We start from the raw sequence: 17,705 nt of genomic DNA, 5'->3' as shown, positions 1-17,705 counted from the left end.
GACCACGAAGGGAGCTCCGAACATGGCGCACAACCGAGCCGGGCGGCCCGCCCGCCCCGGCGATCTGGTGGACGTGCCGGGGCTGGTGACCGCGTACTACAGTCGCGTTCCCGACCTCGCCGAACCCACCCAGCGGGTCGTTTTCGGAACCTCCGGGCACCGCGGTTCGAGCCTGGACGCCACGTTCAACGAGGCGCATATCCTGGCGATCACCCAGGCCGTCGTCGAATACCGTGCCACCCGCGGAATCAAGGGGCCGGTGTATCTGGCCCGCGATACCCACGCCCTGTCCGAACCGGCGTGGACCACCGTGCTCGAGGTTCTCGCGGGCAACGATGTCGGTGCCGTGGTGGATTCCCGCGGCCGCTACACCCCGACACCCGCACTCAGCCATGCGGTGGTCCGCCACAACCGCGACAGTTCGCGGCCGCAGGCCGACGGCATCGTGGTGACCCCGTCGCACAACCCACCGCGTGACGGCGGTATCAAATACAACCCACCCCACGGCGGCCCGGCCGATACCGGCGCCACCGATGCCATCGCCGAACGCGCCAACGAACTGCTGCGCGGCGGCCTGGCCGGGGTGAAACGGGCCGCGCTGACGCAGGCCATGGCCGCCGCAGGCCGCTACGACTTCCTCGACCACTATGTCGCCGATCTGCCCGCGGTACTCAATCTCGACGCCATCCGCGGCGCCGGAATCCGGCTCGGCGCCGACCCGATGGGCGGTGCCAGCGTGGACTACTGGGAAGAAATCGGGCAGCGCTACGACCTCGAGCTCGAGGTCGTGAACCCGACGGTCGACCCCACCTGGCGTTTCATGACGCTCGACGGCGACGGGCAGATCCGGATGGACCCCTCGTCTCCGCATGCGATGGCCTCGCTGGTGTCGATCCGCGACGACTACGACATCTCCACCGGTAACGATGCCGACGCCGACCGGCACGGCATCGTCACGCCCGACGGTGGCCTGATGAACCCGAATCATTTCCTCGCCGTCGCGATCGACTACCTGGTCGCGAACCGGCACCGCTGGGATGCGCTCACCAAGATCGGCAAGACCGCGGTGACCTCGGCGATGATCGACCGGGTCGTGCGGGTGCTGGGACGTGACGTCTACGAGGTGCCGGTCGGGTTCAAATGGTTCGTACCCGGCCTGTTCAGCGGCAGTCTCGCCTTCGGCGGGGAGGAGAGCGCCGGCGCCTCCTTCCTGCGGATGGACGGGTCGGTGTGGACCACCGAGAAAGACGGCATCCTGCTCGCCCTGCTGGCCGCCGAGATCGCCGCCGTCACCGGCCAGAGCCCCTCGGCCCGCTACCTCGAACTGGAACGCAACCACGGCAGCCCCGCCTACGCCCGCATCGACGCCCCTGCCGACGCCGAGCAGAAGAAACTGCTGTCCGCCCTCGAACCCGGTCAGGTGACCGCCACCGAGATCGCGGGCGAACCGATCACCGAGGTCGCCACCCGGGCCCGCGGTAACGGCGCTGCCTTGGGCGGTTTGAAGGTGAGCACGGAAAACGCCTGGTTCGCGGCGCGACCGTCGGGCACCGAAAACAAGTACAAGATCTACGCGGAGTCGTTCCACGGGCCCGACCATCTGGCGCAGGTTCAGGACGCGGCCCGTGAACTGGTCGGTCGCGTCTTGGGCGGCGACCGGCAGAAATCGTCATGATGTTGCGGTGAACCCCTGAACACCCGGTTCAGGATGCGGCGGGGGAGCCGGTCGGCAGTTCGCTGATGCCGCCGGTGCCGCGACGGCCGGCTCGACCAGTGGTAACCACCGAACTCCGGTGTGCGGATCCTGGGCTGCCGCCATCACGCGGGTCGAACCGGCAGGCGCATGCCTGAGCCGTCACCGCCGCCAGCGGGAAGACGGCCGTCGGTGGCGGCCGAGCCGGCAAGGTAGCGAGGGTGTGGTGAGTGGGCCGGCATCGTAGGCACGGCTCGCTGGGTGGAGATATCGCGGAGTGTGCCGCCCGCGATATCCCGGTACCGGAACAGGGACGAGAATCACCGGCGCGGCCGACGCCGGGCCGAGGATTCGCTGTGAGGAGACGGCCCGGGGGAATTGTGACGGCGGCCTCGGCGTTGATTGCCGGGGTGAGTGATGAGGCCCCGGCGAACGAGCGATCCCGATCCGACGGCGCGAGCGGGCCGGACGTCACGACAAAGTTCGCTGCCCGGCGTGTTCTGCGCCGACGTGGCCGCGGCGCCCGGAAACCGGACCGGCCGCCGTTGCCCAGCGAGATCTGGGTGCTCATCGCCGCCGCCTTCTGTGTCGCGATCGGGTTCGGCCTGGTCTCGCCGGTGTTGCCGCAGTTCGCGCTGAGTTTCGGGGTCGGGGTGGCGGCTGCGTCCGCGATCGTCAGCGCGTTCGCGGCGATGCGGCTGCTGTTCGCACCGGTCAGCGGGCGGCTGGTGCAGATGCTGGGGGAGCGGCGGATCTATCTGGTCGGGCTGCTCATCGTCGCGCTCTCGACCGGCGCGAGTGCCTTCGCCCAGACTTACTGGCAGTTGATGGTGCTGCGTTCCCTGGGCGGGGTCGGTTCGACCATGTTCACCGTCTCCTCGATGGCGCTGGTGATCCGGCTGTCCCCGCCCACCGAACGCGGCCGGGTCACCGGGCTGTGGTCGACGTGTTTCCTGATCGGCGGGCTGTCCGGTCCGCTGGTCGGCGGGGCGCTGGCGGGGTTCGGCCTGCGCGTACCGTTCCTCATCTATGCCGCCGCGCTGCTCGTCGCCGTGGCGGTGGTGTACTTCAACCTGCGGGACTCGCGGATCACCGAATCCGAATCCGCCGGCGACGCCGCCACCGTGAGTTTCATGCAGGGTCTGGCGCGGCCCGAATACCGCGCGGCACTGTGGTCCAACTTCGCCAGCGGCGCGGCGGTATTCGGCGTCCGGATGGCGCTCGTCCCCCTCTTGGTCGTGGAAGTCCACGGCCAATCGTCCGGTATGGCCGGGGTGGCCCTGACTGTTTTCGCCGCCGGTAACGCGACCGTCCTGTTCTTCTCCGGCCGGCTCTCCGACACCTACGGCCGCCGCCCCCTGCTGATCTCCGGGGCCCTGGTGTGCGCGGTCGGCACCACCGGTCTCGGCCTGTCCCCGAACATGGCGTGGCTGCTGGTCACCTCGTTCGTCGCCGGTATCGGATCAGGACTGTTCACCCCGGCCCAGCAGGCCGCCGTCGGCGATATCATCGGCTCCCGTGCGCGTGGCGGCACCATGCTCGCCGGATTCCAGATGTCCCAGGATCTGGGCACCGTCCTCGGGCCCATCGTGGTCGGCGCCATCGCCCAGCAGCTGGGCTACGGGGCCGGGCTCGCAGCCACCGGTTCCCTGCTGGCCGTGGCAGCTATCGCCTGGTTCATCGTTCCGGAACCGATGAAACGTGCGAGCCTCGAACCCGAGCCGGGGGCGCCCGGCAAGATCGAAGATCCGGAGCCGACCGTGGCGGATGCTGCCGAGAACACGCATACCGCTACCGCCGCCGGGGCGCGCCGCGCCGACCACACCGGAGAGGATGCCGCGAACCACAAGCACTGAACCCGGGTGCTGCCGGGCGCGCGTGACCGATTCGCCCGGATGCGGCAGAGTGGTCGCGTGAGCAAACCGCCGTCCGATTACACCCCCCGGCCGATGTCCAACGGAACCACCTACGCCCTCGGCGGGGTGGCTCTGGCGTTGATCGCGCTGATCGTCTTCTTCGCTTTCCGCTGGGGTGCCGGCGATGCCGAGGTACGCAACGACGGCTACGGCTCGGTACACAACACCGCCGTCACGGCCGCGGTGCAGAGCGACGGCGGTGTCCGCCTCGGCCTACCCGACGCCCCGAAAACGCTCGAAATCTACGAAGACCCCATGTGCCCCGGCTGTGGCAGCCTCGAACATCTCTACGGGCAGGAAATCGCCCAGAAAATCGACGAGGGCAAACTCGCCGTCCGCTACCGCTTCGTGAATTTCCTCGACTCCAAATCCGATAGCGGCGACTACTCCACCCGCGCCGCCGCCGCCCTGCAGTGCGTAGGTGACACCGGCTCCGGTGTCACCTACTCGAAGTTCCACGACGCCCTCCTCAACACCCGGCAGCCCGAGGAAGGATCCGGCCTCACCGACGACGAGCTCGCCGGAATAGCCACCGAGTCCGGCGCGCCCCAGTCTGCTCACGACTGCATCACCACCGGCGCCCGCACCGATCAGGCCCGGCAGCAGGCCACCGCGGCCGTCGAAGACCTGAAAACCGCCCTCGACGGCGACGCCGCCACCCCCAGTGTGTTCGACGTCGCAACCAAGCTCGACACCCAGAACCAGGAATGGGTCCAGCAGGTCGCCCCCTGACCTCGCCGTTCACCCGAAATCCAGCCGATTTGGTGCCTGACGTGGAGGTGGTGTAACTTCGTTCAGGCAGCCGGGGAACCGGCGGCAACCATCCGGGGCTATGGCGCAGCTGGTAGCGCACCACACTGGCAGTGTGGGGGTCAGGGGTTCGAGTCCCCTTAGCTCCACTCAAAACACCAGGTCAGGCCCGGTCTAATACCGGGCCTGACCTGTTTTATTTTGACCAACCCCCCGTTTACCCCCCGGTTTGGCCCCGAAATGGTGTTGACGATGGTTCTGCGCGCACTACAGACACTGGCGGACCTACCCGACCCCGGCCTGGGAAAAACATCCGGATCAGTGGTCGGCTGCGATCGATTGTTTACGGGTCCACAAAGCCGGTGGCCGCGGTCCTGCGGAGCCGCCGTACCCGGCCCACGGACAAGGCGACCGCGACCAGGAATGCCACCAGCCCCCACCAGACATTCGCCTTGGTGACATTGAGACCGAGGCCCGCCACACCGGCTGTCCGGCCACCGTCGTGCCCGCTGATAGCAGCGGCGCAGATCACCGCGATGAACCCGAGGACGAAAAGCCCCGCGACCGAGCGGAACGCGACCGTCGCCCGATTTCGTTGCCGGCTCGGTGGCAGGTTGGCGAGCCGGTAAAGGACCAGCGCGGCAATAGGAAGCTGCATCGACCACACCAGCGTGCGGAACGATCCCTCGTACCAGACGTTGGTGCCGTAGAGCAGCGTATGCCAGACGCTCAGGGCGTAGACGACGATGATCGAAGCGTGCAGAGCCCGCCAGACGGCGGGGCGCAGCCAGCGGCGGGAATAGAAGGCCAGGCCGAGCGGTATGGCCAGATAGAGCGCCAGCAGCCCGATGAAAATGGCGACCTTTCCCGTCCCACTGGAATAGGCCGAGGGGACGAAGGTGTCGACGAATGCGCGCCACACCGATTCGGTGATGCCCGCGGTCGCGGAGTACTCGCGGACGAATTCGGCGAACAACCACGCGGCGTGGACGAACATCAACCCGATGGTCGTCAAACTGGTAGCGCGATGCCATTTCTCGATACTGTGCTGCGGGACCGGCATCCACCTCGGGCTGCGACTGCTGCGCAGCAACCCGAGGACGACAGTTATCCATGCCCAGAGCAGCCCCGTCCAGCCGAAGGCCTGGCACATCCAGTACATCCAGTACCGTCCGGGGTCTGCCAAATCGGGCATGACGGCAATGGTCGGCGAGGTACCGGCGGCGACGCGGTAATAGAGCCATCCGAACACCGCGAGGGTGACAAGCAGGGCGATGGTGGCGTCGAGGCGGGCAGTGCGCAGATCCGCGCGGAGTTCGCGCGTATCGAATTTCTTGCGTGTTCCGACAGTAGTCATCGATGACTCGTATTTCCTCTGATCGACCCGGTCTTTCAAGGAGACCAGGAACCGGTGAGTCGCGAGTGGGCTCGGTTCACGGTGTCTGCGGAGGCGTCACACAATAGCTCGGTGTTCCCTTCATCTGGATGCTGTCAACCGGTGTAGGACAGGAACATCGCCGCGGTCGCGGTGGCCATGACGGCCTGCATCGCGCCACCGTGGCGGTGGGCCGAGTCGGTGGCCGCTTCTCCGCGGTAGCTGTGGGCGACCCAGACGGCGGCGACAGCGAGATAGACGAGTCCGATAGCCAGATTGAGGTATGCGGCCCAGGACGGTGGTTGCATTGTCATCGTTGCCGGCATCGCCATGGCGCCGTGGTGCCCGGCGTGCGCGGATTCGCCGCCGCTGGGCGTCGATGTGCGGCCGATCAGCGTGGAGTCCATGACCGCGTACATCCACACCATCGTCGCCATCATCCCCGCGTGGTAGACGTGCTCGAGGTGGTTCTTGCGTTGTGCAACGAGTAGCGCGAGAGATACCACCGCGGCACCCGCGAACACCGTCATACCAGCGACTGTGGGGATATCCGGTGAAGGCGACCACACCATCGTGAGCATCGCCAGGGACATGAGGACGTGCAGGATGGCGGTGAGCCGGCCCGGCATCGACTCCGACCGTGCCGACCGTGCCGCCCAGTACACCGCCGTCACCGCAAACGCGTTGACAGCAGCCCATTTCAGGAAGGCGTCGGCGATCATGACGCGGCTCGCTTCCGGCGCCGGATGACCTCGCCGGCGACGACGTCGCCGAGAACGAACAAGCCCAGCGTCGCGCCGAACAGCGGAGCCATCCAGCCGACCGCCGCGAGCACGGCGACGGCGATCACCGCTTCGACAGGTCGCAGACCGGTGAGTACCCCGCGCCGGGGCGCGGTGGGCCATCCACCGCGGGTGGGGCGTCGTTTCCACCACATTCGGTAGCCGCGGACGATAACGGTGATCAAGCCGATGACGAGCAGCGCCAGCACGATCTGGTTCGCGAGCCCGAACAACACTCCCATATGGGCGTCGATTGCCCAGCCGGTGAGTTTGGCGGTCAGCGGCCAGTCCGCGAATCTGCTCTCGTCGGTGATCGCACCGGTTCCGGCGTCGACGGCGACAGCGTCGAATCGGGTCGGGAAGTCACGTTTGCGTTCGTATACCTCCCAGGCGTCTCCGGGCTCGGCCGGTGGTTTCATCCACATCGGTGGTTGCAGGCCGGCGGCTCGGGCACTGTGCAGGACCGTGTCGGCTCCGGCGGTGAGTTCGCGCGGTGTACCGGTGCGGCTGTCGGCGGGCGGTAATGCCGTGGTCACCGACGGTGTTGTCCAACTGAGTTGGGCGCGTAGCTGTTCGATGTGCTCCCCGGTGAACCGAGACCAGGTGAGCCCGGTGATCGACAGACCCAGCAGGCCGACCACGATCCAGATCCCGACCGTGCCGTGCCAGCTCAGAATACGATTCCGCGATCCTTTCGGGGTGCCGGCGTGATCCGGCAGGACCAGGCTCTTTCCGCCGCGCCGGCGGGCGCGGGCGATCCACATCGCGACCCCGCCCAGTGCGACCACCCACAGCCAGCTCGCCGCGACCTCGCTGTAGTACCGGCCGGCTACGCCCAGGTGCAGGTTGCGATGCATCTCGTCGAACCAGGACCGAATCGGCAGCCACATACCGTAGGTGGTCAATGTGCCCTGTACCTGCGCCGTGTAGGGATTGACGAATACGGTGCGGGTGTAGTCGGACGGCACCTCGGGTGTCGTGAACGCTATCTGTGTCGTTTCGCTCGGCACTGTGGGCGGTTTCACACTGGTGATCGGGGCTTTGGGGTACACGGTGCGCGCGGCCGCTATCTGATCGGCCAGGGTGCGTGTCTGCGGTGCGTATTCGTCGACTGTCAACTCGTCGCGGAAAACGATTCCGTCGAGTTGCGGTGTCAGCGTGTACAACAGGCCGGTGACGGCGGCGATCAGGATGAACGGCCCGGCGAGCATTCCTCCGTAGAAATGGAGGCGCAGTAGCAACGGTCGCCATCGCGCCCAGACGCCCGGCTGTCGTTCCCAGGATTCGGGTGGTGGTTTCTCGCTGCCGGCTGCGGGCGGTTCCACGCCCGGCTCGTGCCGCTCCGACACCTGATCCGGCATCCTGCAATCCTCACTCTCCGGGCGCCCTCACTCACCCTCACTGTGAGTAGTCGGGCGGCCGGTGCCGAAAGTTCCCCCGGATCTGTGCGGCATCCGAGAGAGACCGTGTCTACGGGGCTACATGCCATCGAAGCTGCGGTAGTACTCGGTGTTTTCCGGGCAACGGAAGAATCCGTCGTGGGCGGGCTATTGGAGATCTGTGCCGCCGGGGGAACTTTCCGCCGCACGGTTGCGACCAATGGGAGTCACCACCGTCACAACAGGGAGGGCGATGATGGGACGGAGCGACGACCCGGCCGCGCAGTGGCTGCGAGAGACCGAGGCTGCTATGCGGAGCATCGAACGGTCCGTGCTCGGCGAGATGTTTCTGAGCTGGCGGCTGAAGCTGCTGCTGTCGGCGGCCGCCGTTGGACTTTTCGTCTCCGTCGTGGCGGCGGCGTCGGCAGCCACCGCTGCCGAAAGGCCGTTGCTGCCTGTGGTTTCACTGTTCACCTCCGGTGTGGTGGTCGTCTCGACCCTCGGCGGGACTGTCGCCCGTCGTTTCTCCTGTGTGTGTTTCAACGCGTTCGCGGCGGGTGTGGGTGTGATGCTGTCGGTTCTGGCTTTCTGGGTACTGCGTACCGGCGGCGTGCACTCGGGCACGGGGTGGTTCGGGACTGCCACGGTCTGCGAAGCGGTACTGCTGGTGCGGTGGTCGGGCGCGGCGCTGACACCGCTGGCGGACTCGCAGCCGGACTGCCGAGCGGCCCGGAACGCGGGCTCCGGTACCACCGGCCGACGGGCCGAGGGTTGGTAGGGGAACCGCTCCGGTGAGTCGGTGCCGAGTCCGCCGCAGCGGATTCCGGGTCAGGATCCGATCGTGCCGGGGAGCTGCTCGGGGTCGATCGGGTTTCCGTCGACCAAGATCGATGGTGTCGACTGGATTCCGCTGTCGAGAACGTCCAAGGTGTGGGCTCGGACGAATTTGCGGTAGGTCTGATCTGTGATGCAGCGGGCGAATTCGGGATCCGAGTAGCCGGCGCTTTCGCCGATTTCGATGATCGTGTTGTCGGGCAGGCCGTCTCCGCCTTCGGCGGGCTGGTGCTCGAACATGGTCTGCAACCAGCTCTGGTAACGGGTGGGGTTGGATTCGGCGGCGCAGTACGAGGCGTTGGCGGCTCGGGTCGAGTACTCGGTGGAGGAGGCGCGGTCCAGGAAAGCGATGATGTCGTACTCGGCCGACACTGTGCCCGCGTTCACCGCGTCGGTCAGTAGGGGCCCGTAGCTCGCCTCGAATTGCCGACAGGCCGGGCATTGCAGGTCGGCGACCACTCGGATGGTTCGCGCGGCGGACGGTTTGCCGATTCTGATCGCGCCCGCCTCGGTGATACTTGCGGTGACTCCGGCCGGGTCGGTGCCCGGTTGTGCGCCGATGACGGGAATCGGTCCGGGATCGTCGCGCTCGGCTTTCTTCAGCGCCACATTGATTCCGATGGCCGCGATGAGCCCGATCAATACTGCGGCCACGGCCACCTGGACAAGGATCCCGCGGCCGCGATCTACCCCCTGCGCCGCGGCCGGCGAGTTCTTGCTCTTCGTTCGTTTGTTCACCAAATATTCCTTGCCTTGGTTCGGGTACTGGGTCGATGGGGCTCGCGGCCCGGGCACCACGTGGTGGACACCCTGGCGGTGTCCACCACGTGACTCGGCCGGAGCCGGTGCCGGCCCGGAGCGCCGGGCACCGTCGTATTACCGAAGGCCGCGCGGGGCGCGCGATATCGTCACTGCCCGCGGGTGAGCGGCACCGACGGAGTCCCGGCGTGCCGGGTGGTGCGGGGGAGTGCGTAGACCACTGTGGAGTCGGTGTCGACACCGCGCCACAGTTCGGCCAGGGTCTCCCGTGCTCGGGCGACTCTGGACCGGATCGTGCCGACCGGGCAGTCGACGGCCTGCGCGGCCTGGGCGTAGGTCAACCCGAGGATCTGGGTCAGCACGAATGCCTCGCGGCGATCTTCGGGAAGATGGCGCAGAAAGTCGGCGACGACCATGTCCTCGCCCACGTCACTGTCATGGCGGTCGCGCCGCTGCTCGATCGTTGTTTCCCAGTCCGCGCCGCCGGCGGTCCGGGGCCGGGCCGAGGCATTGCGCAATCGGTCGATCACCGCACGCCGGGCGATCGACAGCAGCCAGGTACGTGCGGTCGAGCGGCCGGCGAAACGCGGCAGACTGCCCATCGCCCGCAAGAAGGTTTCCTGGGTGAGGTCGTCTGCCGATTGCACATCGGTGAGGTGCGCGACGAAGCGCCAGACATCGGCCTGGGTACACCGCACAAGCTCCGCCAGCGAGTTTCGGTCGCCCGCCCCCGCGGCGAGGGCCAGCGCGGTCAGGCGCGCATCGTGGGGACGGTCGGCCACCGGGTCAGGGGCGGAAGACGACCCCGGGTCGCGCTGGGTGCAGGCCAACTGCCGGAATCCGGGCAGCGCGAAATGTAATTTGTCCATCACAGCAAGCTTCTGATCGGGACGCAGACGGCGGCGGCATCGTGTTCGCGCCGATGTCGGTGTGCGTACTTCCCGAGTGGGCGCGGCACAGACATCAGGAGATCACGCCACCGCCGGTGCTGCGCCGGTGACGGTTACCCGCCGCGCAGCGAAAACACCGACCGGACGCGTTGTTCCGCGCACGAGGTCGGCCGACAGTTACGCTGCCGTGGCGGCTCGAGAGAAGAGGCCGATCTCGCGTGCGGGTGGGCCCCGGCGTGCCACTGCGTGCCGCAGGAACTCGGCCACTACCGCTGTTTCGTGCGCTGTGCCGGCCGGTCGCACCGACAGTGCGGGGCAGACGCTCGGGAGCGGCAGCAGCAGAAGCGGTATCAGAATTCGGGTGTACAGGGCTGCCGCGAGCGAGAAAGCGGTGCGTTCACCCCGCCACAACCAGACACCGCACAGCAGAGCCGCCAGACAGTGCGCCAGCAGCATGGCCGGCGTCTGGCTCTCGGCCGGTCGGCCGGCGACCTCGGCGTGGCCGGCGTGCCCGCCGACGGAGTCGGCCGCAAACCACAGATGCAGGAAGCCCTGACCGGCCAGCAGCCCGGCCGTGATGGGCAACAGCCCACGTTGCCGGTCGGCGACCGCCCAGGCCACCGTCGAGACGAAGCCGACCGCGAGAGTCAGCGTCGACAGGGAAATGGTGTGCGTCGAAGTCAGCGCGTGCCCGGAAGCGGACAGCAGAACACAGATCAGCGCGAAGACGCACGCGCGGCCCGCCCTGGCGAGCGGCGGCGAACGGTGCGCTGGACTGGTCATGGTGCCGTCTATCGTCGCACCTCTTCGAGACGGGCGACGGGTTGGGGCGCGGGATGGCCGGTGCTCGCCTCCGCGTCGCGTGCGGTCGGGACTCCCGCGCCTCATTCTAGCGAAATCAGCTGTTACCGGCGGGGTTTCCATTCTCGACCACTGCCAATGGAGCGAGCACAAGGAGCCGCGAAGGGGATGACCACGATGTGGTAGCCGAACACCCGAGCGCAGATTTCCCCGAATGGTGGCCGGAGTTGCCCGAGGCGATGGCGGTGGGAACTCGGTGCAGGGCACTGTCCCGCCGGCACGATATCGGCGGCTTCGAGGGAAGCATCGGTGCCCGTGCCGAGGGCGATCCCGACATCCGCGGCGTCGCGCCCGGCCATCGTTGATACCGTCCCCACCACGGTCACGTGCCCGCCGGCTCCTGCAGGCCGTTCATGACCTGTGGACCTTGTCCTCAGGGAGCCGCGGCGACGATATCGTCGATGCCGACCCCGGTCGGCGACGGCCTGGGCGGCGAACGGGGTGTCGCCGTGAGAACGGGGCAGCCCGGGTTTCGCCGCGTTGTTCCCCGGCCCGCGCCGAGCGCGCCACTGAACAAGATCAGCCGATTCGTCCCGCTCCGCTGTGCCAGGGGGCGCCGCCCTGCCGGAACGGGTGTTCCGTGCTGGGCATAGTCTGATGAACGCAGCTGGTTCGTCGTGCACTGTTGTGTCCGTGTGCGGCGTCGAGCCCGCCGGTCGGCTGTCGTACGACACCGACCCGCCGGGTGAGAGGGAACCCGGTGGGAATCCGGGACTGTCCCGCAGCGGTGAGCGGGAACGACCGCCGTCACGGAGCACTGGGTACATCCTGGGAAGCGACGGCGTAGAACAGCTCGGGTTCGATCCCGAGTCGGCCGAACGAGGTCGATGTCCGCGAGTCCGAAGACCTGCCGGTTGTGCTGGGTACGCCGTGCCCGGCGGCTGTCGCCTCGCGGATTGGGTGCTACGCCGATGTCGACTCATTCGGGAGAGTTCCCGGATGTGTAGTCGTCGTGTGCGCATGATCGGGTGATGGCTGTTCACAGCTGACGACGAGGGACGCACCATGTCATCACTTTCGGGGTTCCCGGGGCCACCGGGCGGTGGTTACCGCACGCGACCGGCACGGTCTCGCCGCTCGGTCGGTCGATATCCGACCGCTCGCCCGACGCGCTGGTGGGCTGGGTTCGGTAATGGTCGCAGCAGTGACCACGGTCTGTCGTATTGGGCGCGATCACAGCCTGCTCGGTCTGTGTGGTCGATTCCCGGCTCGAATGGTGTGGGACGGAGGTCGGCTGGTGGAGAAGATGTATGCGGGTGCCCGGTTGCGGGTGTTGCGTGAGCAGCGGGGATTGTCTCAGTCCGGGCTGGCCAAGGCGCTCGGGTTATCGCTGAGTTATGTCAATCAGCTGGAGAACGATCAGCGACCGCTGACGGTGCCGGTGTTGATGCGGTTGACCTCGTCCTTCGATTTGGAAGTGGGTTTCTTCGCGCCGGAAACCGATGCGCGGTTGCTGGCGGATCTGCAGGAGGCATTCGCCGAGGATCCGGAAGCCGGTGCGGTGAGCAGCAGCGAACTCGACGATCTGCTCTCGCGGGCGCCGGCGGCGGTGCGGTTGCTCATCAGTCAGCATCGCCGGTTGCGTATCGCCAATGCCCAGTTCGAGCAGCTGACCGCCGGGCTGGAATCGCCGGTGGCCGATCCGCGGGCGGCGATGCCCTACGAGGATGTTCGCGATTTCTTCTATGACCGCCGCAATCACATCCCGGCTTTGGACGCCGCCGCCGAGACCCTGTTCGCCCGCAGTGGTTTCACGCTCGGTGGACTGGATCTGCAGCTGGCCCGCCTGCTGCACGAAGAACACGATGTGCAGGTCTTGATTCGTTCGGAAGACCCGGTCCGGCCCGGACCCAAGCGCTTCTACGATCCGGAGAAGCGCACGCTCACCCTCGCGCGTCGGCTGAACGCCGGGCAGCGCGCGTTCCAATTGGCCACGCAGTTGGCGTTCCTCACTCAGCCCGGGGTGATCGAGGATCTGCTTGCCGAGACCGCTGCACTGCCGGCGGAATCGCGCCGGTTGTTGCGGATCGGGCTGGCCAATTACTTTGCCGGCGCGTTGATCTTGCCCTACGGTCGGTTTCTGGCGGCGGCCGAGTCGTTGCGTTACGACATCGATCTGCTCGCTGCGCAGTTCGAGGTCGGCTTCGAAACCGTATGCCATCGGTTGTCGACCTTGCAGCGGCGTGGGCAGCGTGGTGTGCCGTTCTTCTTCGTCCGCACCGATCGAGCGGGCAATATCTCCAAACGGCAGTCCGCTACCGCCTTTCATTTCTCGCGTGCCGGGGGAAGTTGCCCGCTGTGGGTGGTTCACGATGCGTTCGCGACGCCGGGCCGGATCCGCACACAGATCGCGGAGATGCCGGACGGGCGAACCTATCTGTGGCTGGCGCGGACAACAGGCGAGAGCAGCCCGGGCTATCTGGCGCCCTCGCGAGATTTCGCGGTCGGGCTCGGATGTGATCTCGCCTACGCCGATAAACTGGTCTACTCCCGGGGGCTTCCCCTGCACGATGCGTCCGCTGCTGTTCCGATCGGAGCCGGCTGCCGGGTATGCGAACGCGCGGCCTGTCCGCAACGGGCGTTTCCGCAGATCGGTCGGCCGCTCGCCGCCGACGAGAACCGGCCGGCGACCACCCCGTACGCGCCGGCAGCCGTCGAGGGCTGAAGCTGCTCGCATCGGGGTTGTCGGGCGGGTCCGAACCGTCTCCCCGCCTTGTGTTGCGCCGAGTCCTGCGGCTTCCATCGGTCTTCCGTGTTTTCGCAAACTCCACAACTTTGCAGGTCAGGCTCCGCAAAATACGCATTTGCGACGGATTCCCGCAGCTCGGTCGGGTCAGTAGCGTGCGAATCGAAGCGAATTGCGTCGATCCCTGGAGGCCGGAGACTGTGAAGAATCATCTCGTCCGTACCCATCGTTCCGCGGAGCATTTCCCCCGCGAGCAGCATCTGGCATGGCGGATCTCGGAGGTCGCGACGGATCCGGTGGAGGTGGCCCCGGAGACCGAGGAGATGATCGTCAACCGGATCATCGACAACGCGGCGGTTGCGGCGGCGTCGGTGACGCGGCGCCCGGTGGCCAATGCGCGCGCTCAAGCTCTCGCGCATCCGTACAGTCCCGGCGCGACGGTATTCGGTGTGGACGGTCGGTACTCTCCGGAATGGGCGGCGTGGGCCAACGGTGTCGCCGTGCGTGAACTGGATTTCCACGACACCTTTCTGGCCGCCGAATATTCGCATCCGGGCGATAACATCCCGTCGATTCTGGCGGTGGCCCAGCACGCCGGTCGCAGCGGTCGCGAGCTGATCCGCGGTCTGGCCACCGGCTACGAAATCCAGGTCGATCTGGTCCGGTCCATCTGCCTGCACGAACACAAGATCGACCATGTTGCTCATCTCGGGCCGTCCGCGGCCGCCGGTATCGGCACCCTGCTGGGCCTGGACACTGAGACCATCTACCAGGCCGTCGGTCAGGCTCTGCACACCACCACCGCGACCCGGCAGTCCCGCAAGGGCGAGATCTCGAGCTGGAAGGCCTACGCTCCCGCGTTCGCCGGGAAGATGGCCGTCGAAGCGGTGGACCGGGCCCTGCGCGGGGAGGGCGCCCCGTCGCCGATCTGGGAGGGCGAGGACGGGGTGATCGCCTGGCTACTGGGTGGTCCGAAGGCGGAGTACTCGGTGCCGCTGCCCGGGCCAGGTGAGGCCAAGCGGGCGATTCTCGACACCTACACCAAGGAGCATTCGGCCGAATACCAGAGCCAGGCGCCGATCGACCTGGCTCGGCGGCTGCGCGACCGGATCGGTGATCTGGATCAGATCGCCTCGATCGTGCTGCACACCAGCCACCACACTCATGCGGTCATCGGCACCGGCTCGAACGATCCGCAGAAGTTCGACCCCACGGCCTCCCGCGAAACCCTGGACCACTCGGTGCCCTACATCTTCGCCGTTGCCTTGCAGGACGGTACCTGGCATCACGAGCACTCCTACGCTCCGGAGCGCGCGCAGCGTCCGGACACCGTGGAGCTGTGGCGCAAGATCTCCACCGCCGAGGATCCGGAGTGGACCCGCCGCTACCACTCGACCGACCCGGCGGAGAAGGCGTTCGGCGCCCGCGCCGAGGTCACTCTGAAGAGCGGTGAGGTGATCGTGGACGAACTCGCCATTGCCGATGCGCACCCGCTGGGCGCCCGTCCCTTCGCCCGCGATCAGTACATCGCCAAGTTCCGCACCCTCGCCGAGGGAGTCGTCGAGCCCGCCGGGCAGGACCGCTTCCTCGAGGTGGTCCAGCGCGCGGGCGAGCTGTCCGCGGGTGAGTTGTCGGAGCTCACCTTCACCGTCTCGCCGGATGTGCTCGCCCGCGCGCCCCGTTCCCCGAAGGGACTCTTCTGATGACAGGCCTACTCGCTGCCTCCACCTCGGCCGCCGATAAACGCGCGGCCTTCCGCGCCGGCCTCGAATCCGGGCGCATCCAACGGTTGCCCGGCGCGTTCAATCCGCTGGTTGCGAAACTGATCCAGGAGATCGGTTTCGAAGGTGTCTACGTCTCCGGCGCCGTGCTCTCCGCCGATCTCGGGCTGCCCGATATCGGCCTGACCACCCTGATGGAGGTCGCCGGCCGCGGGCACCAGATCGCCCGCGTCACCGATCTGCCGGTGCTGATCGATGCCGACACCGGATTCGGTGAGCCGATGAGCGCCGCACGTACGGTGACGGTGCTAGAGGATGCCGGGATCGCCGGTTGTCACCTCGAAGATCAGGTCAACCCCAAGCGGTGTGGTCACCTCGACGGTAAAGCTGTGGTGCCGGCCGACGAGATGGTCCGCCGGTTGCGGGCGGTGGTATCGGCCCGCCGCGATCCGAACTTCGTGATCTGCGCGCGGACCGACGCGGCGGGTATCGAAGGTATCGATGCGGCCATCGATCGAGCCAGAGCCTATGCCGAGGCGGGCGCGGATCTCATTTTCACCGAAGCGCTGCACACCGCGGATGACTTCGAGAAATTCCGTGCCGCGGTCTCCACACCACTGCTGGCGAATATGACCGAATTCGGGAAATCCGAACTGCTTTCGGCCGCGACGCTGGAAAAAATCGGCTACAACGCGATCATCTACCCGGTGTCGACGCTTCGCCTGGCCATGCATGCCGCGGAAGCGGGGCTGCGTGAAATTCACGCGGAGGGAACGCAATCTGGTCTGCTGGACCGGATGCAGCACCGCAGCCGCCTCTATGAGCTGCTGCAGTACGAGCGCTACAACGAATTCGATTCGGATATATTCAATTTCAGTCTGGGGAGGAACCAGTGACGAATCCGGCTGTGGTGAGCGATCCGGCGAAGGGTGCTGATCGGTCGTCCGAGATCCCGACCATCTACAAAGGTTTGGCAGGCGTCGTCGTCGATACCACTTCGATTTCGAAGGTGGTGCCGGAGACCAATTCGCTGACCTACCGTGGTTACGCTGTCCAGGATCTGGCTGCCAGGTGTAGTTTCGAACAGGTCGGCTATCTGTTGTGGTATGGCGAACTGCCCACCGACGCTGAACTCGAACGGTTCCAGCAGCAGGAGCGGGCGTCGCGACGGGTCGACCGGTCGCTGTTGTCGCTGGTGGCGAAGATGCCCGATACCTGTCACCCGATGGATGTGGTGCGTACCGCGATCAGCTATCTGGGTGCGGAAGACGCTACCGAGGACGACAACTCGGTCAAGGCGAATCGCGCCAAGGCACTGCGGATGTTCGCCGTACTGCCGACCATTGTCGCGGCCGATCACCGCAGGCGCCGCGGTCTGGACCCGATCGCCCCGCATTCCCATATGGGCTATGCGGAGAATTTCCTGAACATGTGCTTCGGCAAGGTGCCGGCGCCGGAGCTGGTGAAGGCATTCGAGGTTTCGCTGATCCTCTATGCCGAACACAGCTTCAATGCCTCGACCTTCGCGGCACGGGTGGTCACCTCGACACTGTCGGATATCTACAGCGCCGTCACCGCCGCCATCGGGGCACTCAAGGGTCCGCTGCACGGTGGCGCCAACGAAGCCGTGATGCATCATATGCTCGAGATCGGCGATCCGGGCCTGGCTGAACAGTGGCTGCGCAACAAGCTTGCCGCCAAGGAAAAGGTGATGGGTTTCGGCCACCGGGTCTACAAGAAAGGTGATTCCCGGGTCCCCACCATGAAGCAGGCCTTCCTGGAGCTCGCCGCTGTCACCGACGGGCAGAAGTGGGTGCAGATGTACGAGATCCTGGAAAAAACGATGGACGATGCCACCGGGATCAAACCGAATCTAGATTTCCCTACGGGGCCGGCCTATTACCTGCTCGGTTTCGATATCGAAGTATTCACGCCGATCTTCGTGATGAGCCGGATCACCGGCTGGACGGCCCACATCATCGAACAGGGTCAGGCGAACGCGCTGATCCGGCCGCTGAGCGAATACGTCGGCGTACCGCAGCGCCCGGTCGTGGCTTGA

General features: G+C 66.7%; 14 protein-coding genes, 1 tRNA gene and 1 riboswitch. Of the genes, 9 read left to right on the top strand and 6 right to left on the bottom strand.

Translation table 11 applies throughout. The features are described from left to right. Window positions 1–22: 22 nt before the first annotated feature. The 4 genes from pgm (at window position 23) to ON22_RS19695 (ending at window position 4,508) form a co-directional block, all read left to right on the top strand. Entirely contained in the window at window positions 23–1,675 is a 1,653-nt protein-coding gene (pgm, locus tag ON22_RS19710; RefSeq protein WP_033243556.1) for a phosphoglucomutase (alpha-D-glucose-1,6-bisphosphate-dependent), read from the top strand. Window positions 1,676–2,193: 518 nt separating this feature from the next. Further along, window positions 2,194–3,549, top strand: coding sequence for an MFS transporter (locus ON22_RS19705; protein ID WP_174375608.1), 1,356 nt, complete (start codon window positions 2,194–2,196; stop codon window positions 3,547–3,549). A 57-nt stretch (window positions 3,550–3,606) separates the two neighbouring features. Then, complete coding sequence (locus ON22_RS19700) at window positions 3,607–4,341, top strand: DsbA family protein (protein WP_231508366.1); 735 nt, start codon at window positions 3,607–3,609, stop codon at window positions 4,339–4,341. 94 nt (window positions 4,342–4,435) lie between these two features. After that, window positions 4,436–4,508 (top strand) — tRNA-Ala (locus tag ON22_RS19695). 194 nt (window positions 4,509–4,702) lie between these two features. On the opposite strand, the gene ON22_RS19690 is transcribed toward ON22_RS19695, so the two are convergent. The 3 genes from ON22_RS19690 to ON22_RS19680 all read right to left on the bottom strand — a co-directional run bounded on the left by ON22_RS19690 (window position 4,703) and on the right by ON22_RS19680 (window position 7,877). After that, a complete protein-coding gene (locus ON22_RS19690) occupies window positions 4,703–5,716 on the bottom strand; it encodes a ferric reductase-like transmembrane domain-containing protein (protein WP_051157847.1) in 1,014 nt (337 codons plus the stop codon). A 134-nt stretch (window positions 5,717–5,850) separates the two neighbouring features. After that, a complete protein-coding gene (locus tag ON22_RS34775; RefSeq protein ID WP_051157846.1) occupies window positions 5,851–6,456 on the bottom strand; it encodes a DUF5134 domain-containing protein in 606 nt (201 codons plus the stop codon). Beyond that, entirely contained in the window at window positions 6,453–7,877 is a 1,425-nt protein-coding gene (locus ON22_RS19680) for a PepSY-associated TM helix domain-containing protein (protein WP_081595706.1), read from the bottom strand. Before ON22_RS19680 ends, ON22_RS34775 begins: the two co-directional genes overlap by 4 nt. 274 nt (window positions 7,878–8,151) lie before the next feature. Between ON22_RS19680 and ON22_RS19675 the strand changes: the two genes are divergently transcribed. Then, a complete protein-coding gene (locus tag ON22_RS19675; RefSeq protein ID WP_157170423.1) occupies window positions 8,152–8,673 on the top strand; it encodes a hypothetical protein in 522 nt (173 codons plus the stop codon). Between the two features lie 50 nt (window positions 8,674–8,723). Here ON22_RS19675 and ON22_RS19670 read toward each other — a convergent pair whose 3' ends face one another. From ON22_RS19670 to ON22_RS19660, 3 genes are all read right to left on the bottom strand, one after another. After that, complete coding sequence (locus tag ON22_RS19670) at window positions 8,724–9,467, bottom strand: DsbA family protein (RefSeq protein ID WP_051157845.1); 744 nt, start codon at window positions 9,465–9,467, stop codon at window positions 8,724–8,726. 170 nt (window positions 9,468–9,637) lie between these two features. After that, window positions 9,638–10,270, bottom strand: a complete 633-nt coding sequence (locus ON22_RS19665) for a sigma-70 family RNA polymerase sigma factor (protein WP_051157853.1) — start codon at window positions 10,268–10,270, stop codon at window positions 9,638–9,640. 285 nt (window positions 10,271–10,555) lie between these two features. Continuing rightward, window positions 10,556–11,161, bottom strand: a complete 606-nt coding sequence (locus ON22_RS19660; RefSeq protein WP_051157844.1) for a hypothetical protein — start codon at window positions 11,159–11,161, stop codon at window positions 10,556–10,558. 744 nt (window positions 11,162–11,905) lie between these two features. Beyond that, window positions 11,906–12,108: riboswitch (cobalamin riboswitch) on the top strand. A 377-nt stretch (window positions 12,109–12,485) separates the two neighbouring features. On the opposite strand from ON22_RS19660, the gene ON22_RS19650 reads away from it, so the two are divergent. From ON22_RS19650 to ON22_RS19635, 4 genes are all read left to right on the top strand, one after another. Then, the gene (locus ON22_RS19650; protein WP_231508510.1) at window positions 12,486–13,904 is read left to right on the top strand and encodes a short-chain fatty acyl-CoA regulator family protein; all 1,419 of its coding nucleotides are present in this window, start codon (window positions 12,486–12,488) and stop codon (window positions 13,902–13,904) included. 221 nt (window positions 13,905–14,125) lie between these two features. Then, window positions 14,126–15,628: a 2-methylcitrate dehydratase PrpD gene (gene prpD / locus ON22_RS19645; protein ID WP_033243160.1), complete on the top strand. Its 1,503-nt coding sequence runs from the start codon at window positions 14,126–14,128 to the stop codon at window positions 15,626–15,628. Beyond that, entirely contained in the window at window positions 15,628–16,542 is a 915-nt protein-coding gene (gene prpB, locus ON22_RS19640; protein WP_033243159.1) for a methylisocitrate lyase, read from the top strand. Before prpD ends, prpB begins: the two co-directional genes overlap by 1 nt. Continuing rightward, window positions 16,539–17,705 (top strand): bifunctional 2-methylcitrate synthase/citrate synthase, encoded by a 1,167-nt coding sequence (locus tag ON22_RS19635; protein ID WP_373280881.1) that lies wholly within the window; start codon window positions 16,539–16,541, stop codon window positions 17,703–17,705. Before prpB ends, ON22_RS19635 begins: the two co-directional genes overlap by 4 nt.

The organism is Nocardia carnea NBRC 14403 (genome assembly GCF_000308515.1).
Taxonomy (GTDB): Bacteria; Actinomycetota; Actinomycetes; order Mycobacteriales; family Mycobacteriaceae; genus Nocardia; species Nocardia carnea.
The sequence above is the reverse complement of the archived record's forward strand: the minus strand, read 5'-3'. Positions and strand labels throughout refer to the sequence as shown.